Origin of the sequence: Vibrio sp. Y20_XG_PY13, assembly GCF_024181925.1 — a bacterium.
GTDB lineage: Bacteria > Pseudomonadota > Gammaproteobacteria > Enterobacterales > Vibrionaceae > Vibrio > Vibrio parahaemolyticus.
The window spans coordinates 1-23,373 of record NZ_JAMZAL010000001.1; the positions used below are offsets into that span (position 1 = coordinate 1).

At 43.1% G+C, this 23,373-nt stretch carries 27 protein-coding genes and 1 riboswitch; of the genes, 7 read left to right on the forward strand and 20 right to left on the reverse strand.

Going from position 1 to position 23,373, the window contains the following annotated elements; all coding sequences use genetic code 11:
• Positions 1 to 218 precede the first annotated feature (218 nt).
• Entirely contained in the window at positions 219 to 752 is a 534-nt protein-coding gene (locus tag NL646_RS00005) for a dihydrofolate reductase family protein (protein WP_193236591.1), read from the reverse strand.
• A 99-nt stretch (positions 753 to 851) separates the two neighbouring features.
• Here NL646_RS00005 and NL646_RS00010 point away from each other — a divergent pair, with 99 nt between their 5' ends.
• The 4 genes from NL646_RS00010 to NL646_RS00025 all read left to right on the forward strand — a co-directional run bounded on the left by NL646_RS00010 (position 852) and on the right by NL646_RS00025 (position 5,769).
• Positions 852 to 1,418 carry a TetR/AcrR family transcriptional regulator gene (locus NL646_RS00010; RefSeq protein WP_029806399.1) on the forward strand — a complete coding sequence of 189 codons (567 nt, stop codon included), beginning with the start codon at positions 852 to 854 and terminating at the stop codon, positions 1,416 to 1,418.
• A 212-nt stretch (positions 1,419 to 1,630) separates the two neighbouring features.
• Positions 1,631 to 2,488, forward strand: a complete 858-nt coding sequence (gene yghU, locus NL646_RS00015) for a glutathione-dependent disulfide-bond oxidoreductase (RefSeq protein WP_005477118.1) — start codon at positions 1,631 to 1,633, stop codon at positions 2,486 to 2,488.
• Between the two features lie 1,420 nt (positions 2,489 to 3,908).
• Positions 3,909 to 5,078: a D-alanyl-D-alanine carboxypeptidase family protein gene (locus NL646_RS00020; RefSeq protein WP_253663678.1), complete on the forward strand. Its 1,170-nt coding sequence runs from the start codon at positions 3,909 to 3,911 to the stop codon at positions 5,076 to 5,078.
• A gap of 286 nt (positions 5,079 to 5,364) precedes the next feature.
• Positions 5,365 to 5,769 carry an SPOR domain-containing protein gene (locus tag NL646_RS00025; protein WP_005499396.1) on the forward strand — a complete coding sequence of 135 codons (405 nt, stop codon included), beginning with the start codon at positions 5,365 to 5,367 and terminating at the stop codon, positions 5,767 to 5,769.
• A 44-nt stretch (positions 5,770 to 5,813) separates the two neighbouring features.
• On the opposite strand, the gene NL646_RS00030 is transcribed toward NL646_RS00025, so the two are convergent.
• From NL646_RS00030 to NL646_RS00050, 5 genes are all read right to left on the reverse strand, one after another.
• A complete protein-coding gene (locus NL646_RS00030) occupies positions 5,814 to 6,287 on the reverse strand; it encodes a peroxiredoxin (protein ID WP_025637403.1) in 474 nt (157 codons plus the stop codon).
• 94 nt (positions 6,288 to 6,381) lie between these two features.
• On the reverse strand, positions 6,382 to 7,395 hold the full coding sequence (locus NL646_RS00035; protein ID WP_025817682.1) for an adenosine deaminase: 1,014 nt from the start codon (positions 7,393 to 7,395) through the stop codon (positions 6,382 to 6,384).
• A gap of 89 nt (positions 7,396 to 7,484) precedes the next feature.
• Positions 7,485 to 7,584, reverse strand: a riboswitch (purine riboswitch).
• A gap of 297 nt (positions 7,585 to 7,881) precedes the next feature.
• Positions 7,882 to 8,022, reverse strand: a complete 141-nt coding sequence (locus tag NL646_RS00040) for a PA3496 family putative envelope integrity protein (protein WP_005463370.1) — start codon at positions 8,020 to 8,022, stop codon at positions 7,882 to 7,884.
• A gap of 50 nt (positions 8,023 to 8,072) precedes the next feature.
• Complete coding sequence (locus NL646_RS00045) at positions 8,073 to 8,282, reverse strand: hypothetical protein (RefSeq protein ID WP_253663679.1); 210 nt, start codon at positions 8,280 to 8,282, stop codon at positions 8,073 to 8,075.
• Between the two features lie 240 nt (positions 8,283 to 8,522).
• Entirely contained in the window at positions 8,523 to 8,735 is a 213-nt protein-coding gene (locus NL646_RS00050) for a cold-shock protein (protein ID WP_005463371.1), read from the reverse strand.
• A 460-nt stretch (positions 8,736 to 9,195) separates the two neighbouring features.
• Here NL646_RS00050 and NL646_RS00055 point away from each other — a divergent pair, with 460 nt between their 5' ends.
• A complete protein-coding gene (locus NL646_RS00055) occupies positions 9,196 to 10,044 on the forward strand; it encodes a pirin family protein (protein ID WP_005463372.1) in 849 nt (282 codons plus the stop codon).
• Between the two features lie 166 nt (positions 10,045 to 10,210).
• Here NL646_RS00055 and NL646_RS00060 read toward each other — a convergent pair whose 3' ends face one another.
• Positions 10,211 to 11,059: a patatin family protein gene (locus tag NL646_RS00060; RefSeq protein ID WP_021821881.1), complete on the reverse strand. Its 849-nt coding sequence runs from the start codon at positions 11,057 to 11,059 to the stop codon at positions 10,211 to 10,213.
• Between the two features lie 235 nt (positions 11,060 to 11,294).
• Here NL646_RS00060 and dmeF point away from each other — a divergent pair, with 235 nt between their 5' ends.
• A complete protein-coding gene (gene dmeF / locus NL646_RS00065) occupies positions 11,295 to 12,209 on the forward strand; it encodes a CDF family Co(II)/Ni(II) efflux transporter DmeF (RefSeq protein WP_025534601.1) in 915 nt (304 codons plus the stop codon).
• Positions 12,210 to 12,211: 2 nt separating this feature from the next.
• The gene (locus NL646_RS00070; RefSeq protein WP_005463375.1) at positions 12,212 to 12,628 is read left to right on the forward strand and encodes a MarR family winged helix-turn-helix transcriptional regulator; all 417 of its coding nucleotides are present in this window, start codon (positions 12,212 to 12,214) and stop codon (positions 12,626 to 12,628) included.
• 69 nt (positions 12,629 to 12,697) lie between these two features.
• Here the strand turns inward: NL646_RS00070 and NL646_RS23330 are convergent, their stop codons facing one another.
• The 13 genes from NL646_RS23330 to NL646_RS00130 form a co-directional block, all read right to left on the reverse strand.
• Positions 12,698 to 12,826, reverse strand: coding sequence for a hypothetical protein (locus tag NL646_RS23330; RefSeq protein WP_005477316.1), 129 nt, complete (start codon positions 12,824 to 12,826; stop codon positions 12,698 to 12,700).
• Positions 12,827 to 12,862: 36 nt separating this feature from the next.
• Positions 12,863 to 13,204: a hypothetical protein gene (locus NL646_RS00075; RefSeq protein ID WP_021451131.1), complete on the reverse strand. Its 342-nt coding sequence runs from the start codon at positions 13,202 to 13,204 to the stop codon at positions 12,863 to 12,865.
• A 649-nt stretch (positions 13,205 to 13,853) separates the two neighbouring features.
• Positions 13,854 to 14,285: a YccF domain-containing protein gene (locus tag NL646_RS00080; RefSeq protein WP_005463381.1), complete on the reverse strand. Its 432-nt coding sequence runs from the start codon at positions 14,283 to 14,285 to the stop codon at positions 13,854 to 13,856.
• A 187-nt stretch (positions 14,286 to 14,472) separates the two neighbouring features.
• Positions 14,473 to 15,687 (reverse strand): MFS transporter, encoded by a 1,215-nt coding sequence (locus tag NL646_RS00085; protein ID WP_253663680.1) that lies wholly within the window; start codon positions 15,685 to 15,687, stop codon positions 14,473 to 14,475.
• Positions 15,688 to 15,699: 12 nt separating this feature from the next.
• Positions 15,700 to 15,849, reverse strand: a complete 150-nt coding sequence (locus NL646_RS00090) for a hypothetical protein (protein WP_005499370.1) — start codon at positions 15,847 to 15,849, stop codon at positions 15,700 to 15,702.
• Positions 15,850 to 16,003: 154 nt separating this feature from the next.
• Positions 16,004 to 16,939, reverse strand: coding sequence for a Gfo/Idh/MocA family protein (locus tag NL646_RS00095; protein WP_253663681.1), 936 nt, complete (start codon positions 16,937 to 16,939; stop codon positions 16,004 to 16,006).
• A gap of 121 nt (positions 16,940 to 17,060) precedes the next feature.
• The gene (locus NL646_RS00100) at positions 17,061 to 18,716 is read right to left on the reverse strand and encodes a phosphoethanolamine transferase (RefSeq protein WP_017447341.1); all 1,656 of its coding nucleotides are present in this window, start codon (positions 18,714 to 18,716) and stop codon (positions 17,061 to 17,063) included.
• A 21-nt stretch (positions 18,717 to 18,737) separates the two neighbouring features.
• Positions 18,738 to 19,094: a diacylglycerol kinase gene (locus NL646_RS00105; protein WP_005463392.1), complete on the reverse strand. Its 357-nt coding sequence runs from the start codon at positions 19,092 to 19,094 to the stop codon at positions 18,738 to 18,740.
• Between the two features lie 177 nt (positions 19,095 to 19,271).
• Positions 19,272 to 19,661, reverse strand: a complete 390-nt coding sequence (locus NL646_RS00110; protein ID WP_005463395.1) for a hypothetical protein — start codon at positions 19,659 to 19,661, stop codon at positions 19,272 to 19,274.
• A gap of 172 nt (positions 19,662 to 19,833) precedes the next feature.
• Positions 19,834 to 21,120, reverse strand: a complete 1,287-nt coding sequence (locus tag NL646_RS00115) for an ATP-binding protein (RefSeq protein WP_017447343.1) — start codon at positions 21,118 to 21,120, stop codon at positions 19,834 to 19,836.
• Entirely contained in the window at positions 21,121 to 21,834 is a 714-nt protein-coding gene (locus NL646_RS00120; protein WP_025542113.1) for a response regulator, read from the reverse strand.
• Positions 21,835 to 22,010: 176 nt separating this feature from the next.
• Positions 22,011 to 22,730 carry an SDR family oxidoreductase gene (locus NL646_RS00125; RefSeq protein ID WP_021449420.1) on the reverse strand — a complete coding sequence of 240 codons (720 nt, stop codon included), beginning with the start codon at positions 22,728 to 22,730 and terminating at the stop codon, positions 22,011 to 22,013.
• A 239-nt stretch (positions 22,731 to 22,969) separates the two neighbouring features.
• Positions 22,970 to 23,266, reverse strand: a complete 297-nt coding sequence (locus NL646_RS00130; RefSeq protein ID WP_005477072.1) for an isoamylase early set domain-containing protein — start codon at positions 23,264 to 23,266, stop codon at positions 22,970 to 22,972.
• Positions 23,267 to 23,373: the final 107 nt, after the last annotated feature.

A 23,373-nucleotide genomic window follows, 5' to 3' on the forward strand; every position in this document is an offset into this window, starting at 1 on the left:
CGGATCTCATCGTAGAGCTGGGGCTAAAGTAAATTGGTCTCAATTAGACTCTGAATACATTAGCGCAAACCAACTCCGTTTTTTTGGATTTTCACTTGCAAAACGGGGCGTACCATACATTTTGTCCAAAAATGAGCTCCGCCAAGTTAAAACGTTTAAAAACGCCCCTCCTATCTCTAGGAAGGGCGTTTTTCTTTTGTTTAAATTATCTAGGTAGATTACCTTTCACGCACGTAAGTCGTTTGAACTAAGGTGCCTAGCACCACTTCGCTCTTGATCACTTTAAAATTGAGTGGTTGTTCCACATCACCAAACAAAGGTGCGCCGCCGCCAAGTAGGATAGGGAAGCGAGTGATCACCATTTCATCGATAAGATCTTCTTTGAGGAAGTTTTGAATCGTCACGCCGCCGTCGATGTAAAGCTCGTTAAAGCCTTTTGTATTTAGGTCAGCAAGTACATCTTTTAGCTCGCCTTTGACTAAAAAAACTTTGTCTTCGTAGCCTTGTGGAACTTCTGTCATGGTATTGCTGAGTACGAACACGGGCTTGCTGTACGGCCAATCGCAACCAAAACTCAGTACGACATCTAATGTATTACGACCCATTACCAAGCCATCTATACGCTCCATTAGTGGGACGAAGCCAGTATCAATGTTGTCTGGATTTGGTACGGATTGTAGCCAGTCGAGTTTGCCTTGTTTATCTGCGATGTAACCGTCCAGACTGGTTGCAATAAATACGATATTTGCCATTAGTACCTCATCAAAATGGTGATGCTTGAGCCAAGTTAAAGGTTGGTTTAAAATTAATTCTACAATGTAGAATAATTCTGAGTTTATCGAGAAGATCAAATGTCTGTCAACGAAAAAAAACGCGGAAGACCGACCGCAAAGCAGTCACAACTGAGTGCAGAAAGCATCCTGGAGTCGGCTAAATTATTGATGAAAAAGGACGGAAAGATACCAAGTGTTCGTCTGCTAGCGACCCAATTGGATGTGGATCCTATGGCGATCTATTACTACTTCAAAAACAAAAATGCTTTGCTTGAAGCGTTAACGACATCACTGGTGGAAGACATTTATCAACCGCAAGCGAATGAAGATTGGCAAAGCGAACTCAAACACCTGTGCGCTAGTTATATTGAGCTGCTGCGTGAGTATAACGGGCTGTTGCAAACTATGTTGAGCATGACATCCCACGGACCTGCTCAAGTGTTTACTGAGCGCTATCAATTGATTGTTCAACCTTTGGGTTTATCCCAGCAAGTAGAGCAAGACAGTTTGGATCTATTGGCAGATTACCTACACGGTTTTGCGCTGTCGATTAGCTGTTGCCACGATGCAAGCTTGATTAAGACTGATATGTTGGATGGGCCTCTAAACCTTATCTGTTCCTCATTGTTGGCATCTCGAACCTAGTTCACATTACCGCGACGTTTTTCCTTATATCGTGAAAGAAATTTCCATAACCAAAGGTTCTAATTAATCGAGAGGGAAGGACTTTTATTTGAAGATTCCGACCTAATATCTTGATTATGCCCAGCCAATTTAAGGTGGGGATTTTTAAGCATTGCTGCTGGTAGCGATTTGAACCAGCCTACAGGTGCATTCAAACACGATAAGGAATAACAATGGCTAACGAATACACACCACCAAGAGTTTGGACTAACGACAGTGAAAATGGCGGCCAATGGGCGAGCATTAATCGTCCCGATTCTGGTGCACGTCACGAGCAAGAGTTGCCAGTTGGAGAGCACCCATTCCAGCTTTACTCAATGGGGACTCCTAATGGTCAGAAAGTGACGATCATGTTTGAGGAGCTTTTGGCGGCAGGCGTAAAGGAAGCCGAATACGACGCGTATTTGATCAAGATTGGCGATGGTGACCAATTTGGTTCTGGCTTTGTAGCTGTAAACCCAAACTCTAAAATTCCGGCGCTGGTTGATCGCTCAGGTGATGAACCTATCAACGTGTTTGAATCGGGTAACATTCTTTTCTACTTGGCAGAAAAGTTTGGTCACTTCTTACCAACAGAAGGCGCGAAGCGTGCCGAGGTAATGAACTGGCTATTTTGGCTGCAAGGTTCTGCACCATACCTAGGAGGCGGTTTTGGTCACTTCTACGCGTACGCGCCTGAGAAATTCGAGTACCCAATCAACCGCTTTACGATGGAAGTTAAGCGTCAACTGGATGTACTGGACAAACGTCTGGCAAACAACGCCTTTTTAGGTGGTGATGAGTACAGCATTGCCGATATCGCAACTTGGCCTTGGTACGGTAACTTGGTGTTGGGCCGCGCATACGATGCAGCCGAGTTTTTAGATGTGGAGAGCTACAAAAACGTTGTGCGTTGGGCGAAAGCGATTGATGAGCGAGAAGGTGTTAAACGTGGTCGTATTGTTAACCGCTCTTGGGGTGAAGAGTGGGAGCAACTAGCTGAGCGCCACAGTGCTTTAGACATTGATAATGTTTTGAAGCTGAAACCTTAAACGAAAAGATGTTAAGCGCACCATTAAAGGTGCGCTTTTTCGTTCCTCAATATTCTCTACTAAGACCTAAATATCATTAATAGATAGGTCGTATGTTTATTGGTTATGTATTTTTCAATAATAGTAAACTGCGTATGTTGATATCATCTAAATCTATAAATGGTAAAGTCGATATTATTTATTTTTGTCTTTATTGATAATAGCCCGTTATGAATTTTAGTTTTGAGTTTTATAACTGATTAATTGCTAATTAACCTTTGACATATCCTTTGTTTTTGTATGGAATATGCACAATTTCGTCTTACGCTTTTCTAATTAATAGTCATAAAGTGTTAACTATATGCATCTCAATACATTATGAGATGAAAGCGTATTTCTTAAATGAAAAAGAGCCAAACCATATCTAAGTAGGGGCTATTAATTCCTGTTATTAATTTTTATATGGAATAATGACCAGCTTCGTCGTGACGGAATAAAGCTCAAGTGTATGTTATTCATGTCATTAAAGAGGATGTTTATGATGTCGTCGTTTAAGGCGTATTGGGTAGGAGTACGCGATCGAATTGCCACCCAAATTAAGGATAACCATTGTTTGGAATCCCTAGTGGTAAAGAAACAGCGTGTCAATCTAAACAACAGTGGTTTATCGTTTAGAGCGAAAAGTGGGTGTTTAGTCCCTCATTGCTATACTCAATTTATTGATCCAGAAAGTAAAAGTTCCAAAAAAACACGTAAGACATCATTGAGTTTTAAGAAAGGGAAGTTGTACTTTTCTTCGCTTTCTGACTGAATGAAAGAAAATGAAAATTAAAAATCTCACGATGTTTATTTAAGGTAAAAATATCCGAAATCATAAATTTGATTTAGGGTTATTATAAATATAATTAACCAGTACCGAGTTTTCTCTTCGATATTTTTTATTTTATTCGTCGTCAATAGAATCAATCCCAATTTTTGTGTATCACGTCTCTATTACTCTGGTATTGACGCGAAGCTAACAAGATAAAACGTAAGGTGAGTAATATAAGCGCAACTGAAGATCTTGGATTATCCGATTTTCATTACCCCTAGTTTTTCAGCTCTGTAATTATTGGGTTGAATTGTCCTTTTAAGCCCGCACAGGTACTCTCCCTGACATCACCGTTTGTGCGGGTGCTTTTTCATATTTTGAACGATTTGTTTTAGAGATCTGCTTATCTAAAAATGTGGATTCTCGCTGCCATTGACATGGGGCCGTTCTTTCGTGATCTCGTTTGGGCATCACATGTGTGGACGGAAAATTTCTACTCATCTCTCATTCTTCTCGACAAACATTGAGTAAAGGTAACGAATCGTAACATTGCTGCTGTAACTGTATGGCGTTTCAATATACTCGACTTAGTTTGTAAGCCACAGATTGCTAATAAGATTAGATGTCACTATGAGAAAAAATACCTTATTCAACACGACTTTCCTTACCGGCCTTGCTACCTTCTATCACTTTGCCTTTGCTGCACCAACAGTTGTCCCTAATGCACCTGAATTAAGCTCTCGCGGTTATGTACTGATGGACTATCACACAGGTAAAGTGTTGGTAGAGCGCGATGCAGACAAGCGATTAAACCCTGCGAGCTTAACTAAGCTGATGACTGCTTATGTTGCAGGACAAGAAGTAAACGCTGGCAATATCAGTCTCGATGATCAAGTTGTCATTAGTCGCAACGCTTGGGCGAAAAACTTCCCAGATTCTTCCAAAATGTTCATCGAAGTAAACACATCTGTGTCTCTGTCTGATTTATATCGAGGATTGGTGGTTCAGTCAGGAAACGATGCTAGTGTTGCCATTGCAGAACACGTCGCTGGCAGCGAAGCAGGCTTTGTTAGCTTAATGAATAGTTGGGCGAGTCAACTTGGTTTGACGAATTCCTCATTTACTAACCCTCACGGTTTAGATAGCGATGGTTTGTATTCAACACCGCATGATATAGCTAAGTTGGGTCAAGCAATCATTCGTGATCTGCCAGATATTTATCCGATGTACAGCGAAACGTCTTTTACGTACAACGGCATTACTCAATACAACCGGAATGGTTTACTTCGTGATCGCAGCATGAACGTTGACGGGATGAAAACAGGCTATACCAGTGGTGCAGGTTACAGTTTGGCTACGTCAGCCACCAATGGCGACATGCGCCTTATCGCAGTTGTCATGGGGGCGAAGAGCCAAAGTGTGCGTGAATCAGAAAGTAAGCAACTTCTTAGTTACGGTTTTCGATTCTACGATACCTTGATGCCAACGGCCGCAGGAACTGATATCGCAAACGCTCGCGTTTGGATGGGGCAAAAGGATGAGTTAAAAGTTGGTGTGAACCGCGATGTTTATCTCACTCTGCCTAAAAGTGACGTAAACAAACTTAAAGCGGAAGTGGAATACAGCGGTGATTTACTTGCGCCAATTGCTCAAGATCAGGTAGTTGGCAAGGTGCTATACAAAGTGGATGGAAAAGTCGTGAAAGAGACCGAGCTAGTTGCACTCGAACCAGTGGAAGAAGGCGGGATTTTTAAACGTATTCTGGATTGGTTTAAGCGACTGGTAGCAAGCTGGTTTTAAAGGTTTTTTATAAAATCAATTTACTAAGGCGGCCTAAATGGTCGCCTTAGTTTTTTGAACAACTCGTAATGTCCAAAGAAGCTAAAACGTGTTGTTATTCTTGCTCTCCCATCGCTTTTTATTAAAAACGACGTCAAAGAATAACGATGCCGTAGCTTTCGATATTGGATGTGATCCCAATCCTCACAAATCGTTGTTAGTCCAAGCCTTCAGTGATGTTTTTGCACAACCATTTGTGCGTGATGGGTATGAGAGAAAACAAACCAGAACAAAAATGGAGTGACACGTGCACAAGATTTTATCTTTGACATTGATTTTTTCGCTCATGGGCTGCGCTATGCCTCATCAACCTATCGATAATGGGCAGTGTGTGGGTGTGATGTCGTCTCAAGATGCATACGGCTACCTGAATCCCAACCACTACACCATGCAGGTACTAGCACTGAAGAAAGAAAAAGATGTGAAAGAATACATTCGCTATATCGACCCTAAACACCCTGTATGGGTTAACTGGAAAAATAGCCGAGGTACACGTTGGTATACGGTGACAGCTGGTGATTTTAAATCGAAGCAAGAAGCCTACAATGCGCTTTCGTCGCTGCCAAGCCACGTGAAGCAGTCATCTCCGTTTGTACTGACTTTTGCAGAGATGCAACGTAAGCAACAAACTAGTGTCGTGAGAATGCGCTAATCGCCTGAAAAAAACGGAAGCTTGAGCTTCCGTTTTGTGTTTTCTTAAAGTGCTGCAAGAATAGTTTCTGCATTACTTACTTCAAATTCACTTGGCTTTTCAACGTTAAGTGTTGTTACTACGCCGTTTTCAATGATCATCGCGTAACGTTGTGAGCGAACGCCGCCAAAGCCGCCAGTATCCATTTCCAAGCCTAGCGCTTTAGTAAAGCTAGCATCACCGTCACCTAGCATCAAAATCTCAGAAGCGTTTTGAGCTTCACCCCATGCGTTCATTACGAATGCATCGTTCACCGCCACACAAGCAAGTAAATCAACGCCTTTGGCTTTTAATTGATCTGCGAGTACTACGTAGCCTGGTAGGTGAGCTTCTGAGCAAGTTGGAGTGAATGCGCCAGGAACCGCGAATAGCACCACTTTCTTGTTCGCGAACAGTTCGGTCACATCGTGGTTGACCATGCCATCGGCAGTCAGTTCACTTACGGTTGCAGAAGGTAGTGCTTGGCCTTGTTGAATCATGATTTTCTTCCTTTATTAAGTGCTTTGTTGAGCTTTTTCAGTCTAGCGCTTAAGTCCCGTTTTAACCACAGAGGGTTTGTAAGGGTATACCGCATTACATCGATGAATGTTGTGCAACATATTGTTCGACTTTATGACGATATTGAGCCTTCAACTCGTTGTCGATGAAGCTTGCATCGATAGCGTTGAGCGTGAATTTCGCCAGTTCTTCTTTGCTCATGGGATGTGCTTGATTCACTGCAAGGAAGTTATCGGTCATGTAGCCACCAAAGTAAACGGGGTCATCAGAGTTAATGGTTACCGCCACGCCTTTACGCAGAAGTTCTACGATGTTGTGTTGTCCCATTTCATCAAACACGCAAAGTTTGATGTTAGACAGCGGGCAAACGGTCAGTGGCATTTTGGTTTCAATTAGAGATCCCACTAGAGCTTCATCTTCTACGCAGCGAACGCCGTGATCAACGCGGCTCACTTCCAACATTTCAATCGCGTCGGTAATATTTTGCGCTGGTCCTTCTTCTCCGGCATGTGCCACGGTAAGCAAGCCTGCCTCTTTCGCTTTCTGGAAGACACGTAAAAACTTAGCTGGTGGATGGCCTTTTTCTGATGAATCTAGCCCCACTCCAATGATTTTATCGCGATGCTTTAAAACAGATTGCAGTGTTTCCATCGCGCTTTCTTCTGACAAATGACGAAGGAAACAAGCGATGATTTGCGATGTGATGCCTAATTTTTCGCGGCCATCTGTCAGCGCTCTAGAAATGCCGTTGAGTACGGTGTCGAAGTCAATGCCACGTTCAGTGTGAGTTTGCGGGTCGAAGAATATCTCGGTATGAATCACATTGTCTGCTGTGCAATGCTCCAAGTATTCCCACGTTAGGTCATAAAAATCTTGCTCTGTGCGTAAAACATTTGCGCCTTGATAATAGAGGTCGAGAAAAGATTGCAGATCTTCAAATTGGTATGCCTCTCTCAATTCGCTTGGTGACGAATAAGGAATATCTATGCCATTGCGCTTGGCAAGTTTAAACATGAGTTCTGGTTCGAGTGAACCTTCGATATGTAAGTGCAGCTCTACTTTTGGAAGACCTTGAATAAATGCGTTCATATTCCACCTTATGTGTATTGTGGATGCAGTTACTCTAAGAATAGGTATAGATAGGAATAAATCGAACGCTATCACAAAGAGTAAGATCCACAGTGATCTCAACTCTTCGTAATCAGCACTTTGCGGGAACTGGTAGAGACCCCCAAACCATATCATTGGGGTTATACGAAGCAAACGCTTGCGATTATACGTAAATTTATCAATATATCTAGACCCGTCAGAAAATGAGAGTGCGATACGTTTTTAGAGTTTGATAGATATCGAGTGGATGTTCGAACTTGGATTGTTTTTCAGCGCACACTAAAGTTGGCTTACAGTGATGAAGCAAAGCGTGAAGCTTAAGATGAAGAAAAATTTGGGTGTGGAGAAGGTTATTTTAAGAAGTGTATTTTTTGGCTAAGAGATAGCAAACTGATTGGAAAGCGGAGTGGAAAGGTAGGTGGCGGTTACCTTTGCACAATAAGCTTGAAGAGGTAGGAATCAGAGTTAAAGATCAAACATTTTATCAAACGCTCTTTGCTCCATAATATCTTCGATACGGCGACGCGTTCGTTGTTTTACAGCGGCAGCATTTTCCTCAGATTCTTTCTTTTCCTTATCAATTTGCTTTTTACTTTTTCTAGCCATTGGATATCTTCCAAAATATTGATGAGAATTATTAATGCCTTAAAAAAGCACTATTGGATAATAAAACTTCCTAACTTTGAACCTGAGTCACACAGAATAGTGCCTAAGCAGGTTTTTTCACAATATTGGAAGTCAATCAGATGACTACGATATTGAAGTTTTGGCAATATATGTCGCTTCAGTATATCGCTATTCAGTTGATATATTTTAGCTCTCCAAGTGGTTTTAGGTTGATGTAAATTAAATTCAATTTCTAACATTTATTCTCCTGTTTTTTGACAATTTTTTCTTTGTTAAGTAATTGATACCAATGCCTTTGACGGCCTGTTCTTCTTGAGGACATGATTTTTCCTTTAAATAATAAGTTAAGCGGTACTGACCCATTTATTTTGGGTAGCACTAAGCAATGCCTGAAATTAGGCTGAGTTTATGTTGAGAGGATATTTTTGAAGGAGAGAGATTTGGTGCAGCATGGGCATGCTGCACCAAGAAAAGCAGTCTTATAGAGGAGTAACTTCAGTCGCTTGAGGACCTTTTTTACCTTGCTCTACGTTGAAGCTTACTTTCTGACCTTCAGTCAGTGTTTTGAAACCGTCAGCAACGATAGCGTTGAAGTGTACGAATACATCTTGGCCGCCGTTGTCTTGAGATAGGAAACCAAAACCTTTAGTTTCGTTGAACCATTTTACTGAACCAGTTACTTTAGCAGACATAAAAACCTCTGAATTAAAAACATTAATGATAAATTATTGGTGGATCTTTTTTTAAGCTATTGAATGTCAATCAAGAGGAAGTTGTACGCAGGTGTCTGAATGGGGATTCAAGATTTTACTGAGAAGGAACTTAAACTAAATGTAGCATTAACAGCTCTCTTCGAAGAGCCAAGCGCCACTATACACCTTGTTTAAGAAATAGCTACATTTATTTTCAAATAAATTCAAAAACGTTTATGTGATAAGAGAGAACTTATCATCAATCGCCGGGCACTTGGTCTGGTTTAAAAATGACCAATGGTGTTTGTTACCGATTTCCTATTGTTCGAAAAACTTGAATAAGTAGCTCGAATCGCTCTGCTCATGATTATTTTTCTCCAAACTAAAATAAAACCATGTCGATAGCGTGAGCTGAAACGCGATTTGCAGACAGCTACCAAGGCGAACGAGGAGAAGAAGTATGAGCACATTCAGAGAGATTCGTCAGTTGATTCCATCGCAACCTACCGCTGACGGAGATGGTGTTAAAATTCGTCGAGTTGCAGGTTTTAACAACACGAGCTTTTCACCATTTTTAATGATGGATGAGCTGAAATCCGATCAACGTTCTGACTACATTGGTGGCTTTCCTCCTCATCCTCATCGTGGGATTGAAACGCTGACTTATATGCTGAAAGGTCATTTTCAACATCGTGATCACATGAACAATGTCGGCGAATTGCGTTCTGGTGGCGCACAATGGATGGCGGCAGGTCGCGGAGTAATACACAGTGAAATGCCAATTATGCAAGATGGTGAGCTGCATGGTTTTCAGATATGGATTAATCAACCAGCCAAAGACAAAATGAAACCCGCTCAATACCACGATTTTCAACCAGAGACGATCACGGAATTTGACACTGCAAAGACAGGGCTTGTTCGTGTCATTGCTGGTGAGTTGATGATTGCGGGAGAACGAATTGTTGGGCCGTTGACTCAAACTGGTGTTGTAGCAACTGTTGCTGATTGGCGGCCTCATAGAGGAGCCACGCTTGAGCTAGCTTTGGACGCTGACCATAACATGATGATTTATGCGTACCAAGGCAGTGTCGAGATAAATCAACGCACTGTAAAGCAAGGTGAGATGGCGCTGTTATCAAAAGGAGAGGCCGCAAAGTTTACTGCGGCAGACAACAGTGGGGTCCTGCTCTTTATAGGTGAACCAATCAATGAACCGGTGGTTCACTATGGCCCATTTGTCATGAACAGTATCGAAGAAATTGAACAAGCGATTCAAGACTACAACTCAGGGCTGTTCGAAACCTATTAAAGCGAACGACAGCGAACAGCCAATTTTGACCGATGTCTTAGTATTACGCTGAATGTATTTGAGCCTGCTTATTGGGCTCGTAGCGAAGCAAATCGATAATCCACTGCCATCGAGTTTGCGTTAGCCACCTAGATTAACTTGCGTTTAATCGAGGTGGCTTTTTTCTTTACATTGAATTCCAACGTTCTATGGCTTGTTTGCCAGCCTCAATTCCCAGTTCATATGCTTCTCGCAAAGGTTCTGGTGAGCGGCTTAAGCGTTTTAACTTAAACGTTTCTGGTGGACACACTTGGATTATCTCAACGCCTGGTGGCGGGTTGTTTATCAGTTCCAATGTTTGGTTGTAACGAACGTCACGTGTCAGCATAGGCTCAATCAGAGCTGGAGTTTCCTTCAGCATACGTTTTGTGATGGCACTGAACTTTGATCTTGGTTTCCGGTAACTGGCGATCTGGCTGCGTAGGACCATGATTTTCGTCGCTCCTCTCTTGATGGCTTCGGCAATTGGCAGGGCATCTGCAACGCCGCCATCCACATATCGAGTGCCATTAAGAAGTACGCCATTACGATAGAGTACGGGCAGGGCGCTGCTGGCCTTCATGGTCTCCGCTAACATATCTACGTCCGGAGAGAGGTATTCTGCCTGTCCAGTATCTTGACGAGTGACGACAAGGAAAAAAGGACGCGGATCAGCAGCAAGCACTTCTTTATCAATGCCTAACTCTTCAAGTGTTACTTGCCACATCCAATCCAAATCCATGACATCACCACCGCGTATGAGCTGGCTGGGGGTGATGAACTCATTTCTTAGGCTGTAATCGAGATAGATTTTTAGGTTTCTGCCCGGCATTTTTGCCAAATAAGCGGCAAGATTACTTGCGCCAGCCGATACACCCCAAAAGCTGTCGAAGGGAGAAAAGTCCGCAGCTAAAAAATGGTCGAGTATTCCGCAAGAAAATACCCCTCGCATTGCGCCGCCTTCAACAATCAGTGCACGAGAACCTACATGTTCCATCTGCCTATCCGCTTTCTATCTTTTAGTTGAGTAACGGCAGCTTAACGTATAAGCGGCTGATTCCCAAACAACGCCGCATATGTTCATGCGGGAAGGCATCAGATTGGCCAATCTTGAGTGCAGTGATGAACGCCTTTCTTAGTTTTCTATGTTGACTTTGTTTGATGATCAAACTAAATTTGAATCAAATATTTTGACTATCAAACAAACCAAGCAATAGGGATATGATTTATCTATGGCAATAGCACAACACACGCACGATTTTGTTTCTCATAACCATAAAGGTGAAAAGCGAACTTTTTATGTTCTGATTCTGACGCTTGTCACTATGGTGGTTGAGATTGCTGCGGGCACGCTTTTTGGTTCTATGGCCTTACTCGCCGATGGATGGCACATGGGCACTCATGCAGCGGCATTTTGCATCACCTTATTCGCTTATCGCTATGCTAAGCAAAATGCGAACAATGAGCGTTTTTCGTTTGGTACCGGGAAGGTCAGTGTTTTAGGTGGTTTTACGAGCGCGATTGCTTTGGGCATGGTGGCGCTAATGATGATGGTGGAATCCGTTCACCGTTTGTTTAACCCTGAGAGTATTCAATTCAACGAAGCGATTATGGTCGCAGTGATTGGTTTGGTGGTTAACTTAGCAAGTATGTTGCTGCTGCATGATCACCATCATCATGATCACGACCACCCACATGATCATAACCATTCGCATGGACACTCGCACGAGCACCAGGACCACAATCTTGCCGCCGCGTATTTTCATGTCTTGGCAGATACCTTAACGTCACTGTTAGCGATCGTTGCACTTATTATTGGTAAGTTTTACGGATGGATTTGGTTAGATGCCATTATGGGGATCGTTGGGGCTTTGGTGATTGGTAAGTGGACTCTCGGTTTGATGAAGCAAACCGCACCAGTCTTATTAGATGAGAATATTAATCACGAGTACCTACAGGCAATCAGAGAGACGATTGAGCCATACGCAGACGTGCTGGATCTGCATGTTTGGAAGGTGAGCGGACATCATTACTCGGCTGCGATTGTGTTACATAATCGCAGTGATAAAACGTTGAGTGAATTTAAGCAATTATTGAGTAAGTTTGATAAGATTCATCACCTTACTCTAGAGTTACAAAATAGCTGACGATGAGCGAACTAGAAAAGTTGAATCAAATGCTGACCGAGTTCTATGACAAGATGTCTTCTTGGGAACAGTCAGTCGTAAAAGAAACCGGCTACTCTTTGGCCCAAGTCCATACCATTGAAGTGCTGGGCGGCCATGGTGCGCTGCGCATGAAAGAACTGGCGGAAAAGTTAGGCATCACGACCGGAACGTTAACGGTACAAATCGAAAAGTTAGTGAATGCGAACTTGATAGAACGTTGCCCTCATCCGGAAGATCGCCGTGCTATCGTTGTGAGGCTCACACCAGAAGGTGAGAAAATTCATCGCCATCATAACCAGTTGCACCTTGATCTTGTGCGTGATCTTACTCGTCATATTGAGCCAGAGCAGCAATCAACCTTTCTATCGTGTTTGGAAAAAATGAACCGGGAATTCTAGGTTTCATCCGAGTTACGGCCAAATAAACAATGAAAAGCAGAACTCCCATCGAGTTCTGCTTTTTTGTATTTATGGGTTTAGAAACCAGCTTTCTAACGGTAACTGAGTAAATGCGTAAGTCACACCAACACAAAATGCAGCGCCGGTAATGCCAATACCAATTGTAGTGGCCAGCAGAAGTAACGTTATCTTAGGCATGATGATTCTCATCCCTCTTGGAGTGTATTTGCGTGCTTAGTTCGAAACAGAGCACACAAACACAATCCAAGCGGTGGCAAGCATAATTAATGGCGTAAAGACTTTTTGAATGGCTGCGCCATCGGTCAAGTTATAGATCTCAATGGATTCGTTGTAGAAGGCGCGTTTGAAGGCTTTAAACGAAATGTCGTTTTTTACATTGGATTGCTCGTAACGCTGACGCGCAACATCGGCCATCTGATATTCAAGATCTTGAAGTTCAAACTCTTGGTTAAAAAACGAGTCCCAAGCGCAAAGGCGAGCTATTGCCTTAGGTGAACTGTTATCACTTTTTAGTTTTGAGAGACGCTTTGCGTAAGCCGCTTGATATTTATCCACGATATATTCCTGCATGAATAGATGCTGAGTCATTGAATGACTCAGAACGTTCTGGTCGGTTGTAAAAGCAAAATTGTGGGATGAAAAGGCGTACTTTTACGTCGGTGGCAGAACTACAAATAAAAATATCAAAGAGCGTTTGTGGTGGGGATGATATGGGGTGGTAGGGGAAGAGGACAAACAAAATAAATTAGTCTACGTCACAATCAATGTTTGTTGATTTATTCAATCCTTAGTGTTCTTTGCCTTTTGATGTGCACATTTTGTGGTTAAAAAAAGATACGACCATAAGTTGTTCTTGGGCCTGAAAAAGTAAGATTCCTGACCAATATTCTTCCGTTTACCGCGTAGATCTCTCCTCAAAGTCGATTACTTTTGGCTACGCTTATAGTTCGGCTTTAAAAATTTGTAAGAGGGAAGTTGAGTTGAGATGTTTGTAGTTGAAGTGTTGAACAACTCAAGTGATGGGCTACAAATATAATTGATTATAAAGGATAAATTGGAAGCAGTGCAGAGCTAGGTAAGATATAAACCTAAAGGTGACGGTATGAGCATACAATCAACCATTATCGAATACGCTGTAGCAATAATAGGCTTACTTTTAACAGGCGTTGCCCTCTGAGCCCGAAAGCTCAGAGGATACATAACCTTAACGATTAATGTTGTAACGAGCGATTGCCGCTTCTTCTGACGTTACAACAGTTTTACCGATAGGCGCGAGGGAAATTACGGCCAGTTTCAGGTGTTGAAGTGCAAACGGAATACCAATAATGGTAACGAAACACGCTGCGGCGGATAGGATATGACCGATTGCCAGCCACAAACCTGCAAACACAAACCAAAGTACGTTGCCGATGACGCCTAGCGGACTCGTGCCAATATCCATTTCATTGGTTAGTTCATCACGCGAAATGGCTTCTTTGCCGAATGGGAAAAACGAAAAGTTACCCATGACGAAACAAGCTCGCCCCCACGGAATCCCGATTATGCTGATGAACGCAAGAATACCGAATAGCCACCACAGCAATCCCATGAATACGCCACCGAATAAAAACCAGATGATGTTGCCAAGTGTTCTCATCTAAAACCCTTTTTGATTTATAACTTTCTACAAAGTATGTCACACAAATCTTAACAGAGGATGAATGGGTGTGCTTTATCTTAAATAAGAAATCATTGATGAGAATACTCATTTGATAAAGGAAAGCGGAGATCATTGGGCTGTTGACAAAAAGGCTCTCAACGGTAGACGTTAAGAGCCTTTCTGGTTAGGTGGTTGCCAAATTCAAGCGTGATACCGGCTTGTCATTGATCGGTAAGTGAATCAAAGCGGCGAGGAGTGCCAGAACGACGGTTGACCACCAGATTGGATCGTATGAACCGTAGTAATCGTAGATGCGACCACCGACCCAAGCCCCCAAGAAGCTTCCTACTTGGTGAGTAAAGAATACCAAGCCATAAAGTGTTGATAGGTAACGAGCACCAAAAATCTGGCGGACTAATCCAGATGTGAGAGGTACGGTGCCTAACCAACAGAATCCGATTGCACCACCAAAGATGACTGCGGTGTGCTTGGTGACAGGTAGAGTCACAAAAGCACCAATCACTACCGTGCGGATTAAATACAGCGCAGACATAACATGGCGTTTATTGAAGCGGTCCGCCATAACACCCCAGAAGTACGAACCAAAAATGTTGAAGATGCCAACATACGCCAGTGCCATTGCGGCGGTTGAGGCTGGTAAATCTTTATCTGCCAGATAACTTGGTAAGTGAGTTGCAATAAACATCACGTGAAAGCCGCACACAAAGAAACCTGCGTGGATCAGCCAATAACCTCTGTGAGAGAAAGCTTCTTTTAATGCTTCTTTTAGGGTTTGTGTGTCTTCCTGAACATTTGCATGGTTACTTGCTTGTGGCTTCGCAGTTCTCATGAACAATGCAAACATCACCATAAAGCTACACAGTACAGCGAATGCTTGAAGTGCGCCTTGCCAGCCAAAATCACTCAAAAGCACTTGTGCTCCAGGGATCATGGCGAACATACCGAACGATCCCGCAGCGGTAGTTAAACCAAATGCTTTAGCTGCATGTTGTGCAGGGACAACCTTTGCGACCGCCCCTAACACAATGACGTAGCTGGTTGCGCTCAAACCAAAACCGACCAAAACGCCAAGCGATAGATACATCATGATTGGCTCAACGGCGATAGAAGTAAGGTAAAGACCTAAAGCGTAAGAAAAGGCACCTAAAATGATAATACGCTTCGCGCCCCAACGGTCTGACGCCATGCCGACAAAAGGTTGGAATACGCCAAACAACAAGTTTTGCAAGGCAATAGCAAAGCTAAAGAACTCGCGCCCGGTCTGAAAGTAGTCTGAAATTGGCATCATAAAAATACCGAAAGATTGTCTGATCCCTAGACAAATAATCAAAATCCCTATTCCAAGCCAAACAAGAACTGGAAATCGGAAAATACTCATAGTTTGCTCTTATTAATGATGGTGGTGATGAGAATGATCATGGTGTTCGTTGTCACCCGTTGTTTGGTGACAACCGCTGTTGATGGCTTGTTCTGCTAATATTTCCAGCAACTTCGGAGAGTTATGGACGATGATTAGAGATAGCCCCAACATGATGGACATTCTCAACACCTGAGCGAAAATGGATTGAGAAAAAAGCATGCATTGTGCGCTCATGTAGAAAAATGAGCGCGAAGTTTAGTGACGATTAGTCAATGAAACAAATGACAAAAAGTGAATTAATGTATGCGTTTCATGCATAGATTGGTTCTAGGGATTAATTGCAATGCACGGCTTGTTCTATGCGTTGACAGATCTGCTCTGCAAGCTGGTGGCTCGCTATGTTGCGTTGCACTGTGCTTGTAGCCAGCTTGCCTGATTCAACAACCTTAAACCAATCGAATAGCATAGCGTGAAAACCTTTACTCGTGAGCATTGGTGTCCAATCTTTTAAGTTCAACTTACGTTCTTGATTGTCCTGCCACAAATTACCTTCCACAAACGAATCAAACTCAAATGCTTGGTTGGCATAACATGCCTGAACGCGTTCGTTTGTGATGCCAAAATGACGATTCATTGAAGCGTGTAGTAGGGTATCACCATGTTGCCATTGCACATCCAGACGTGCGAGTTGTTGGCCGTCAAATTGGTGAGTGATGTAGACGTCTTGCAAATCGGCTTTTGCTACAACATTTACGCTGTCTAGCGGGTGAATAAAATCGTCAAAGATGAACGTTCGGAGTTCTCCCGGCAGATTGTGGCGATTTTTCTCCCAACGCAGTGACTTCAAATTAGCGACATCGCCTTTTTGTACGTTTGGCAAATAGTCGTTGTAGAGCGGAATGTGTCGGCGATTAAAGCCAACATAAAGTGGTTGATTGGCGATAGCTGCAATCTCATAGAGTTGCTCTACCTGTTGGGCACTGTCCGCCAGAGGTTTGTCGACAAAAGTAGGAATGCTTTGTTTTAGAAAATATTCAGCGATTTGAAAGTGAACATGAGTTGCGGCATGAATCATCACCGCATCTACACCAAACGCAGGAAGCTGTCGGTAGTCCTGACAGCTTTCCTTAATGCGATATTGCTGAGCTAGTGAAGAGAGGGTTTTGGCGTCTCGGGTACAAAAGACCAGCTCAACATTAGGAAGTTGAGTAATGACAGGAAGGTAAGCCTTTTGTGCAATGTCGCCTAAACCAATAATACCGATTTTCATGTTGTTCGCTCTGTTTCGATTTCATTAGGCGTTGATTATAACGAGCGAAAAAGAGGTTGGCAGAAACGGCTTGTCATAAAAAAGCCTGACTCACATTTTGAATCAGGCTTTCTCTAACTACTTAGGATACGGTTCGACAGGTTTTGAAGATATCTAACTGGCCGTCGTAGGCTTGGGTTTTTACATCCATAATACCAAGCAAAGAGTGGAACACATTGTCATGCGAGTACTTACCTGCATTTTGTGCTTCTTTGGACAAGCAATCCGTGTTGATGTGTTTTGCTTGCTTAAAGCTTGGCGACATCCACATGATAAGCGGTACTCGTTTTTGGAAATCCGGAGCAAGTCCGTAAGGCATACCATGTAAGAACATGCCGCTTTCACCAAGCGATTCACCGTGGTCAGAGACATAAATCAACGCAGTGTTGTATTTGTCTTCTAACGTCTTAAGTTTGTTGATGGTTTGTTCCAAGACAAAGTCTGTGTAACGAATGGTATTGTCGTAGGTGTTTACGATCTCTTCGACGCTACAGTTTTCAATGTCTGCACGTGGGCAATCTGGTTGGAAAAATGCTTTCTCTTTCGGGTAACGTTGGAAGTAAGTTGGGCCATGGCTGCCAATAAGGTGCATGGCTACAACTCGGTTACCGTTCATGCTCGACACTTCTTGGTCAAAGTCACTCAGTAGTGCCATGTCGTAACAAGTTTGACCGTTGCACAGTGCGTTTTGTTGCTTTCTGTCTACTTCGATTTTTTTGATCTTATGCGCGACTTCTTTATCGCCACCGTCGTTTTCTTTCCACAGTAGGTCGATACCTGCACGTTGCATGATATCTAACGCGTTGTCTTGGTTATCAGCTTGTTTACGGTCAAATTGATTGCGCGTTAACTGAGAAAACATACATGGTACAGATACTGCTGTCGCAGTGCCGCATGACGCCACATCTTTAAAAGAAATAACATCTAATTGGCTGGTGTAGGGGTTAGTTTCACGCTCGTAACCATTCAGTTGATAGTTTTGAGTACGTGCGGTTTCACCTACTACAAAAACGAGTAACGTCGGTTTGTCCTGCGCTTGCTGTAAAGCGGTCGGAGATTGCTGTGCATCAGTACCGATTTCACGATATGGCTGTGGCGTAGTTAAGTAATTTTCTTTTACGTAACTTGTCGCGCTGTAGACATATTGCGTTGGGATGATCATTTTTTTCAGGTAGCTGTTATTGCGACCCACAGATGCGTAATCTTGATAGTACAACCCCGCAATCACGGCAATAACTGCTAACGAAGCGAGCATCGCGACCAGTTTTGTAAGCACAAAGCGTAGCCATTGTCCGCGTTGTGGTTGCAGCTTTACTTTGAACACAATCAGGGCAGGAATCACACCCATTAACGTCGTCCAAACGACCGAATACGTGCTGAGATAAGAGCTTGCTTCACTCGAGTCGGTCTCGACGATGTTGGCGATCATCCCAGAGTCAAACAGCGTTCCGTAGTTATAGCCTGCGTAGCTTACTAAGCTAGAGACCACTAGCAGCAAGATAAAGAACGGCTTTCCAACCCATGGCCAGCTAAATAGGTTGAATAAGAAATTAAGCGCGGCAAAAAAGAAAATCGGAATAGTGATAATGAAACCGATTTTGACTTCGTCTAACTTAGAGAAAATCCCAATGAGTTCTTTATAGATTGGGATGTTCACCACGAGAGCGAAATACAGCGCGAGTAGAACAGTAAAGGCAACGTATGGGATACCTTTCTTTGGAGAATCAACAGTCTTCATAAGTTACTTTCTTGAATAAAACTAAAGCAAGAACGACGCCCAAACAAATAGGGCAAGAAATAGCGCAACAAATACTGCTGCAGAGCCAATGTCTTTGGCTCGACCACTGAGTTCATGCCAGTCATCGCTGACACGGTCGACAACCGCTTCTACGGCGGAATTAATAAGTTCGACGATTAAAATCAGCAATAGGCTGCTGATCATCAATACACGTTCAAGCGTGGTAACTGGCAGAAAAAATGCGCTGATAGAAAGAACCAAAGTCAGTACGAGTTCTTGTCTGAAAGCGGCTTCATGAGTCCACGCGGCTTTTAGTCCTTTAATTGAGTAACCGGTCGCATCCATGACTCGGCGAATTCCTGTTTTACCTGGCTTCAAAATTGGGCCTTAATTCTTATTATTGGTTGATTGATGTGTGTTAGTACCGAAATGCACCAAATTGCGATCTGAGACTAATCGGTTAGACGTGAAACATTTGTGAATATGGGTGCAAGCAAAAAACGTCACGTTTGATTTGATGAGTAAGTACTTTGGTTGTGTGGTTTAGACTAATGCTTAATCAAGGTCGTAAACGGTGTAACCTTTATTTTGTAGGCATTTGCGTAGCACGAGAGCTTGTGTTTTGGTGGAATCATTCGCGCCACCTAAAGCGCCTGCACCAGCACCGACTGCGCTACCAGCTACTGCGCCAACAGCTGCACCGCCAATACCATCTTCAAGAGCACCTGCCGCGGCACCGATTAATGCGCCAGTCATTGCACCATTGGTTGCGTCAGATTTAGCGGCTTCTGTTTTGTCGACTTTCTCTGCGTAACCTTGGCAGTAGGCAAAATCTTGTTCGTATTGCGCTTGGTCAACATTCGTCATGTCTACAACAGGCTTTTGGTTGTATGCACATGCTGCAAGTGAGGAAGAAAGGACAACGAGTAAAAGTGGTTTATACATGGGGTGAATCCATTATCTCTGTGAATTGATGGATTAAATGTACACTGTTTTATTACTTGTCTCTGTCTATGGATTGTATCGAAATGTCGTCTTATGTAATAAGAGCGGATGAGGAAGAAAATAGCGCAGAAACTAAGCGAACTGCGCTTTAACTTTTATCGTTGTTCGCCCGTTATTTAGGCAGAGATACGGTGAAGCAGGCGCCACCAAGAGGACTGTGTGAAATAGAAACATCGCCGCGTTGCAATTCCATAATTTGTCTTACGATGGCAAGTCCTAAACCAAAGCCGCTGGTGCTTTTATTACGAGATTTGTCGGCGCTGTAAAATGCCTCAAACAGGTGAGGCCAGTCTTTTTCATCAATACCGTTTCCATCGTCATGAATACTTATCATGCAGTGTTCTTCATCTTCGGTCACTTCTAACATGATTTGGCTATCGGCATAACGCATGGCATTGCGAAGTAGGTTGTCTAACGCGCGCTTGAGCAGTTTGGGGTCGGTCTTAATTGGGGCTTCTTTGCAATCCGTATCTTTAACGGTGATTGGCAATGGAGTCTCTTGCTGCCATTTGTCTTTTAGGTCAGAAAGCAGGGAGTTAAGCTCAAGACTTTCGGTCCGAAGCTCTGTTTCTGGGCGTTCCATTTTTGCGTAGTAAAGGAGTTCTTCGACCATTTCTTCCATCTCATCAATGTCTTCAACGATGCTATTGACGTACTTTGTCTGTTGTTCATTTAGAGAGGAGTCGGCGAGTAAATCAGCCTGCCATTGCAAGCGAAAAATTGGTGTGCGTAGCTCGTGAGCAACCGCATTGGTGAGCATTTTATTGCTGGTAATGAGTCGAGAGACTTTATCGGCCATGTTATTGAAGCTTTTGTTCAATGTGCCAACCGATTTGGCGCTGGCCGTGCTTGCGCGTGCTTTGAAATTACCAGACGCAAATTCGACGGTGACTCTTTCTAGTTCACGAATTCTGCGGCTTAAAAACCAGATCAGCAAAACACAGTAAAGCGCGAAACCAGCGATGAAGAATATCCATACCATGTTGTCGTCGAAATTGACGGCTTGAATGATAGGACTATTCGGGTTATCGCTAATTTTGAAAAAGGGAGTGCTCTCGTCGAAGCGAAACCAAAAATCCCGTTCATCATCAAAGGCGATGTTAGCGGTAGGATCTTCATCGAACACTTCCTTCACCTCAGGAGGGAGCTCATCCATGGTGTGCGGTTGCAACAATCGATGGCTTGCCGTGGCAAACTTTTCTAGCTCGCTTTTGGTGTATTCAAGCCCTTTTTCTTCATAGATAGGGGAGAGTAAATCGTAGAAAGCTTGCGAACTGTGTTCTTGAAGTAGGTAGTCATAATCAGTATTGAGCTCATACACGATGAGCTCATAACCTTTCAGACTGGCGAGAAAAAGAATGATCAGACCTAAAAAGCTCTCTAGGTATATCCTTCTCATTTATGCGTTCCATGCATCCGGCATTAGTAGGTAGCCTTTGCCGCGTACCGTAATGATTTTTTGAGGTGAGCAGGACGCGTCACCCAATTTCTTTCTAAGCGTTACGATGCGGTTGTCAATGGTTCTATCTGTACCGTCGTACTCAATCCCGCGTAACGTTTTGGTGAGCCATTCACGCGACAAGGTTTTCTCGGCATGAGTGGCGAGTACCCACAGCAAGTCAAACTCACCGTCGGTTAATGCGACAGGTTGTTGGTTCATAGTACAAGATTTACGTAGTCGGTTTAAACACAACACGCCGATTTGTAAGCCGTTTTCTGGCGCTGGAGCGGCGCTTTCTTTCCTGCGCAATAACATACGGATACGAGCAAGTAACACGCGCGGTTTGATAGGTTTCGTGACAAAGTCATCGGCGCCAATTTCAAGCGCAGCGACGTGATCAAAATCGTCATCGCTTGCGGTAAGCATCAGAACTTTGCCTTTGTAACATTCACGGATTTGACGACAAACGCTCAAACCGTCTTGGCCCGGCAGCATCAAATCTAACAAAACCAAATCGGGTTGAGTGTCTAAAATGGCGTTCGGCGCGTCGGTGCCGTTATCAATACAGCAGACGTCGAAGCCTTGTTCTACAAAGTACTCACCGAGCATATCTTGTAGTTTTGGATCGTCTTCGACAATGATAAGGGATGGCTTGATTTCTTGTTCGTTCATGTAAGTGATGTGTGCTGTATTTGATATCACTGAAAGTTAAACAAATTTGCGAGTTATTTCAAATAAAGCTTGTAAAGAATAAGGTTATCCGATGAGTTAATAATATAAAAAAAGCAAACGTTTTGATATAGAACAAATCGTTTGCTTAGTATATGGGAAACTAAGTTGTCACCAGATTATGGTTGCTGCTTGGTCGGCGCGAGCGCAATTTCTCGGATACAGACATTTTGTGGTTGTTGGTAAGCGAACATTACTGCACGCGCGACATCGTCTGCGGCGAGTACACCACCCATATCCACTTTCCAAGCATCGTATCCATCTTTAATGTCTTGGGAGGTGGTGTGAGAAAGGAGTTCCGTCTCTACTGCGCCCGGTGCAATAGTCGTAACACGCACATTTGATGCGGCTACTTCTTCGCGCACATTTTCTGAAATTGCATGAACTGCGAACTTAGTCCCACAATATGCCGCGTGGTCAGGGAACGTCTTTTTACCTGCAATAGAGCTGATGTTGATTATTGTGCCACTATTGCGCGCTTTCATTGATGTAAGTACGGAGTGAATACCATTAAGCAAACCAAGCACGTTAACGTCGAACATACGCTTCCATTCAGCGGCGTCCTGCGTGTCGATCTGACCAAGCAACATTACACCCGCATTGTTGACTAGCACGTCAGCTGGACCAAATTGAGCTTCTGCTTTTTCAATCGCTGTTATCAAACTCGCTTGGTCAGTGACATCGACTTTTTCACATAAGGTGTTTGGTAAATTGAGTGCTTCTAAACGTTCTACGCGACGAGCCACAAGAAGGAGAGGGTGGCCTTCTTCACTAAAACGACGTGCGATAGCTTCACCAATACCTGAACTTGCACCAGTAATAACAACCAGTTTTTTCATTTGTTACTTCCTCAGTTTTCGTTGAAAGCAGCGGTCTGCTGCGATGAACTCATACTAAGGAAATAACTTTTGTTGATATATATCACTTTAGGTAAAACACTGTTGTTCACTGGCAACAATAATTGCTACTTGAGTTTGTCTTATTGGTAGGAAAAAGGCGCAACTCGTGCGCCTTAAGTGAAAAGAATGTATTGTTACTACGGTGAAATCCGCACTAATCAACCCATCAAAGTTACAACTTATTCAACGGTGCAAACAACGCTGTTGTCGCTACCAAAGCCATTTGGAACGTAAGCATCTGCTTGAGGATCGTTTTCCCATTCAACTTCATCGAGGAGATAACGAAATTGGATGTGTTGCTCTTTGGGTAGACGTGTTTTGAACTTAAATTGGCCGCTTTTTTTCACCAGTTTCATTGGCTCTGGTTGCCAGTCATTAAAATCTCCAGCGATTTTAATGGATTCCCATTGGTTTTTATCGAGTTCAAAAGTGACTTCAACTTCATCTTTAGTTTTGAAAAATCTCTTTTTAAGCATGAATCTTTCCTTGTTAGTACAAAAACTGCTCTAACTATTACTCGTGTTTCATAAGTATTTCAAGCGTTATCGGATTCATGCTGGTATAGCTAGTGAAATAACCGTGT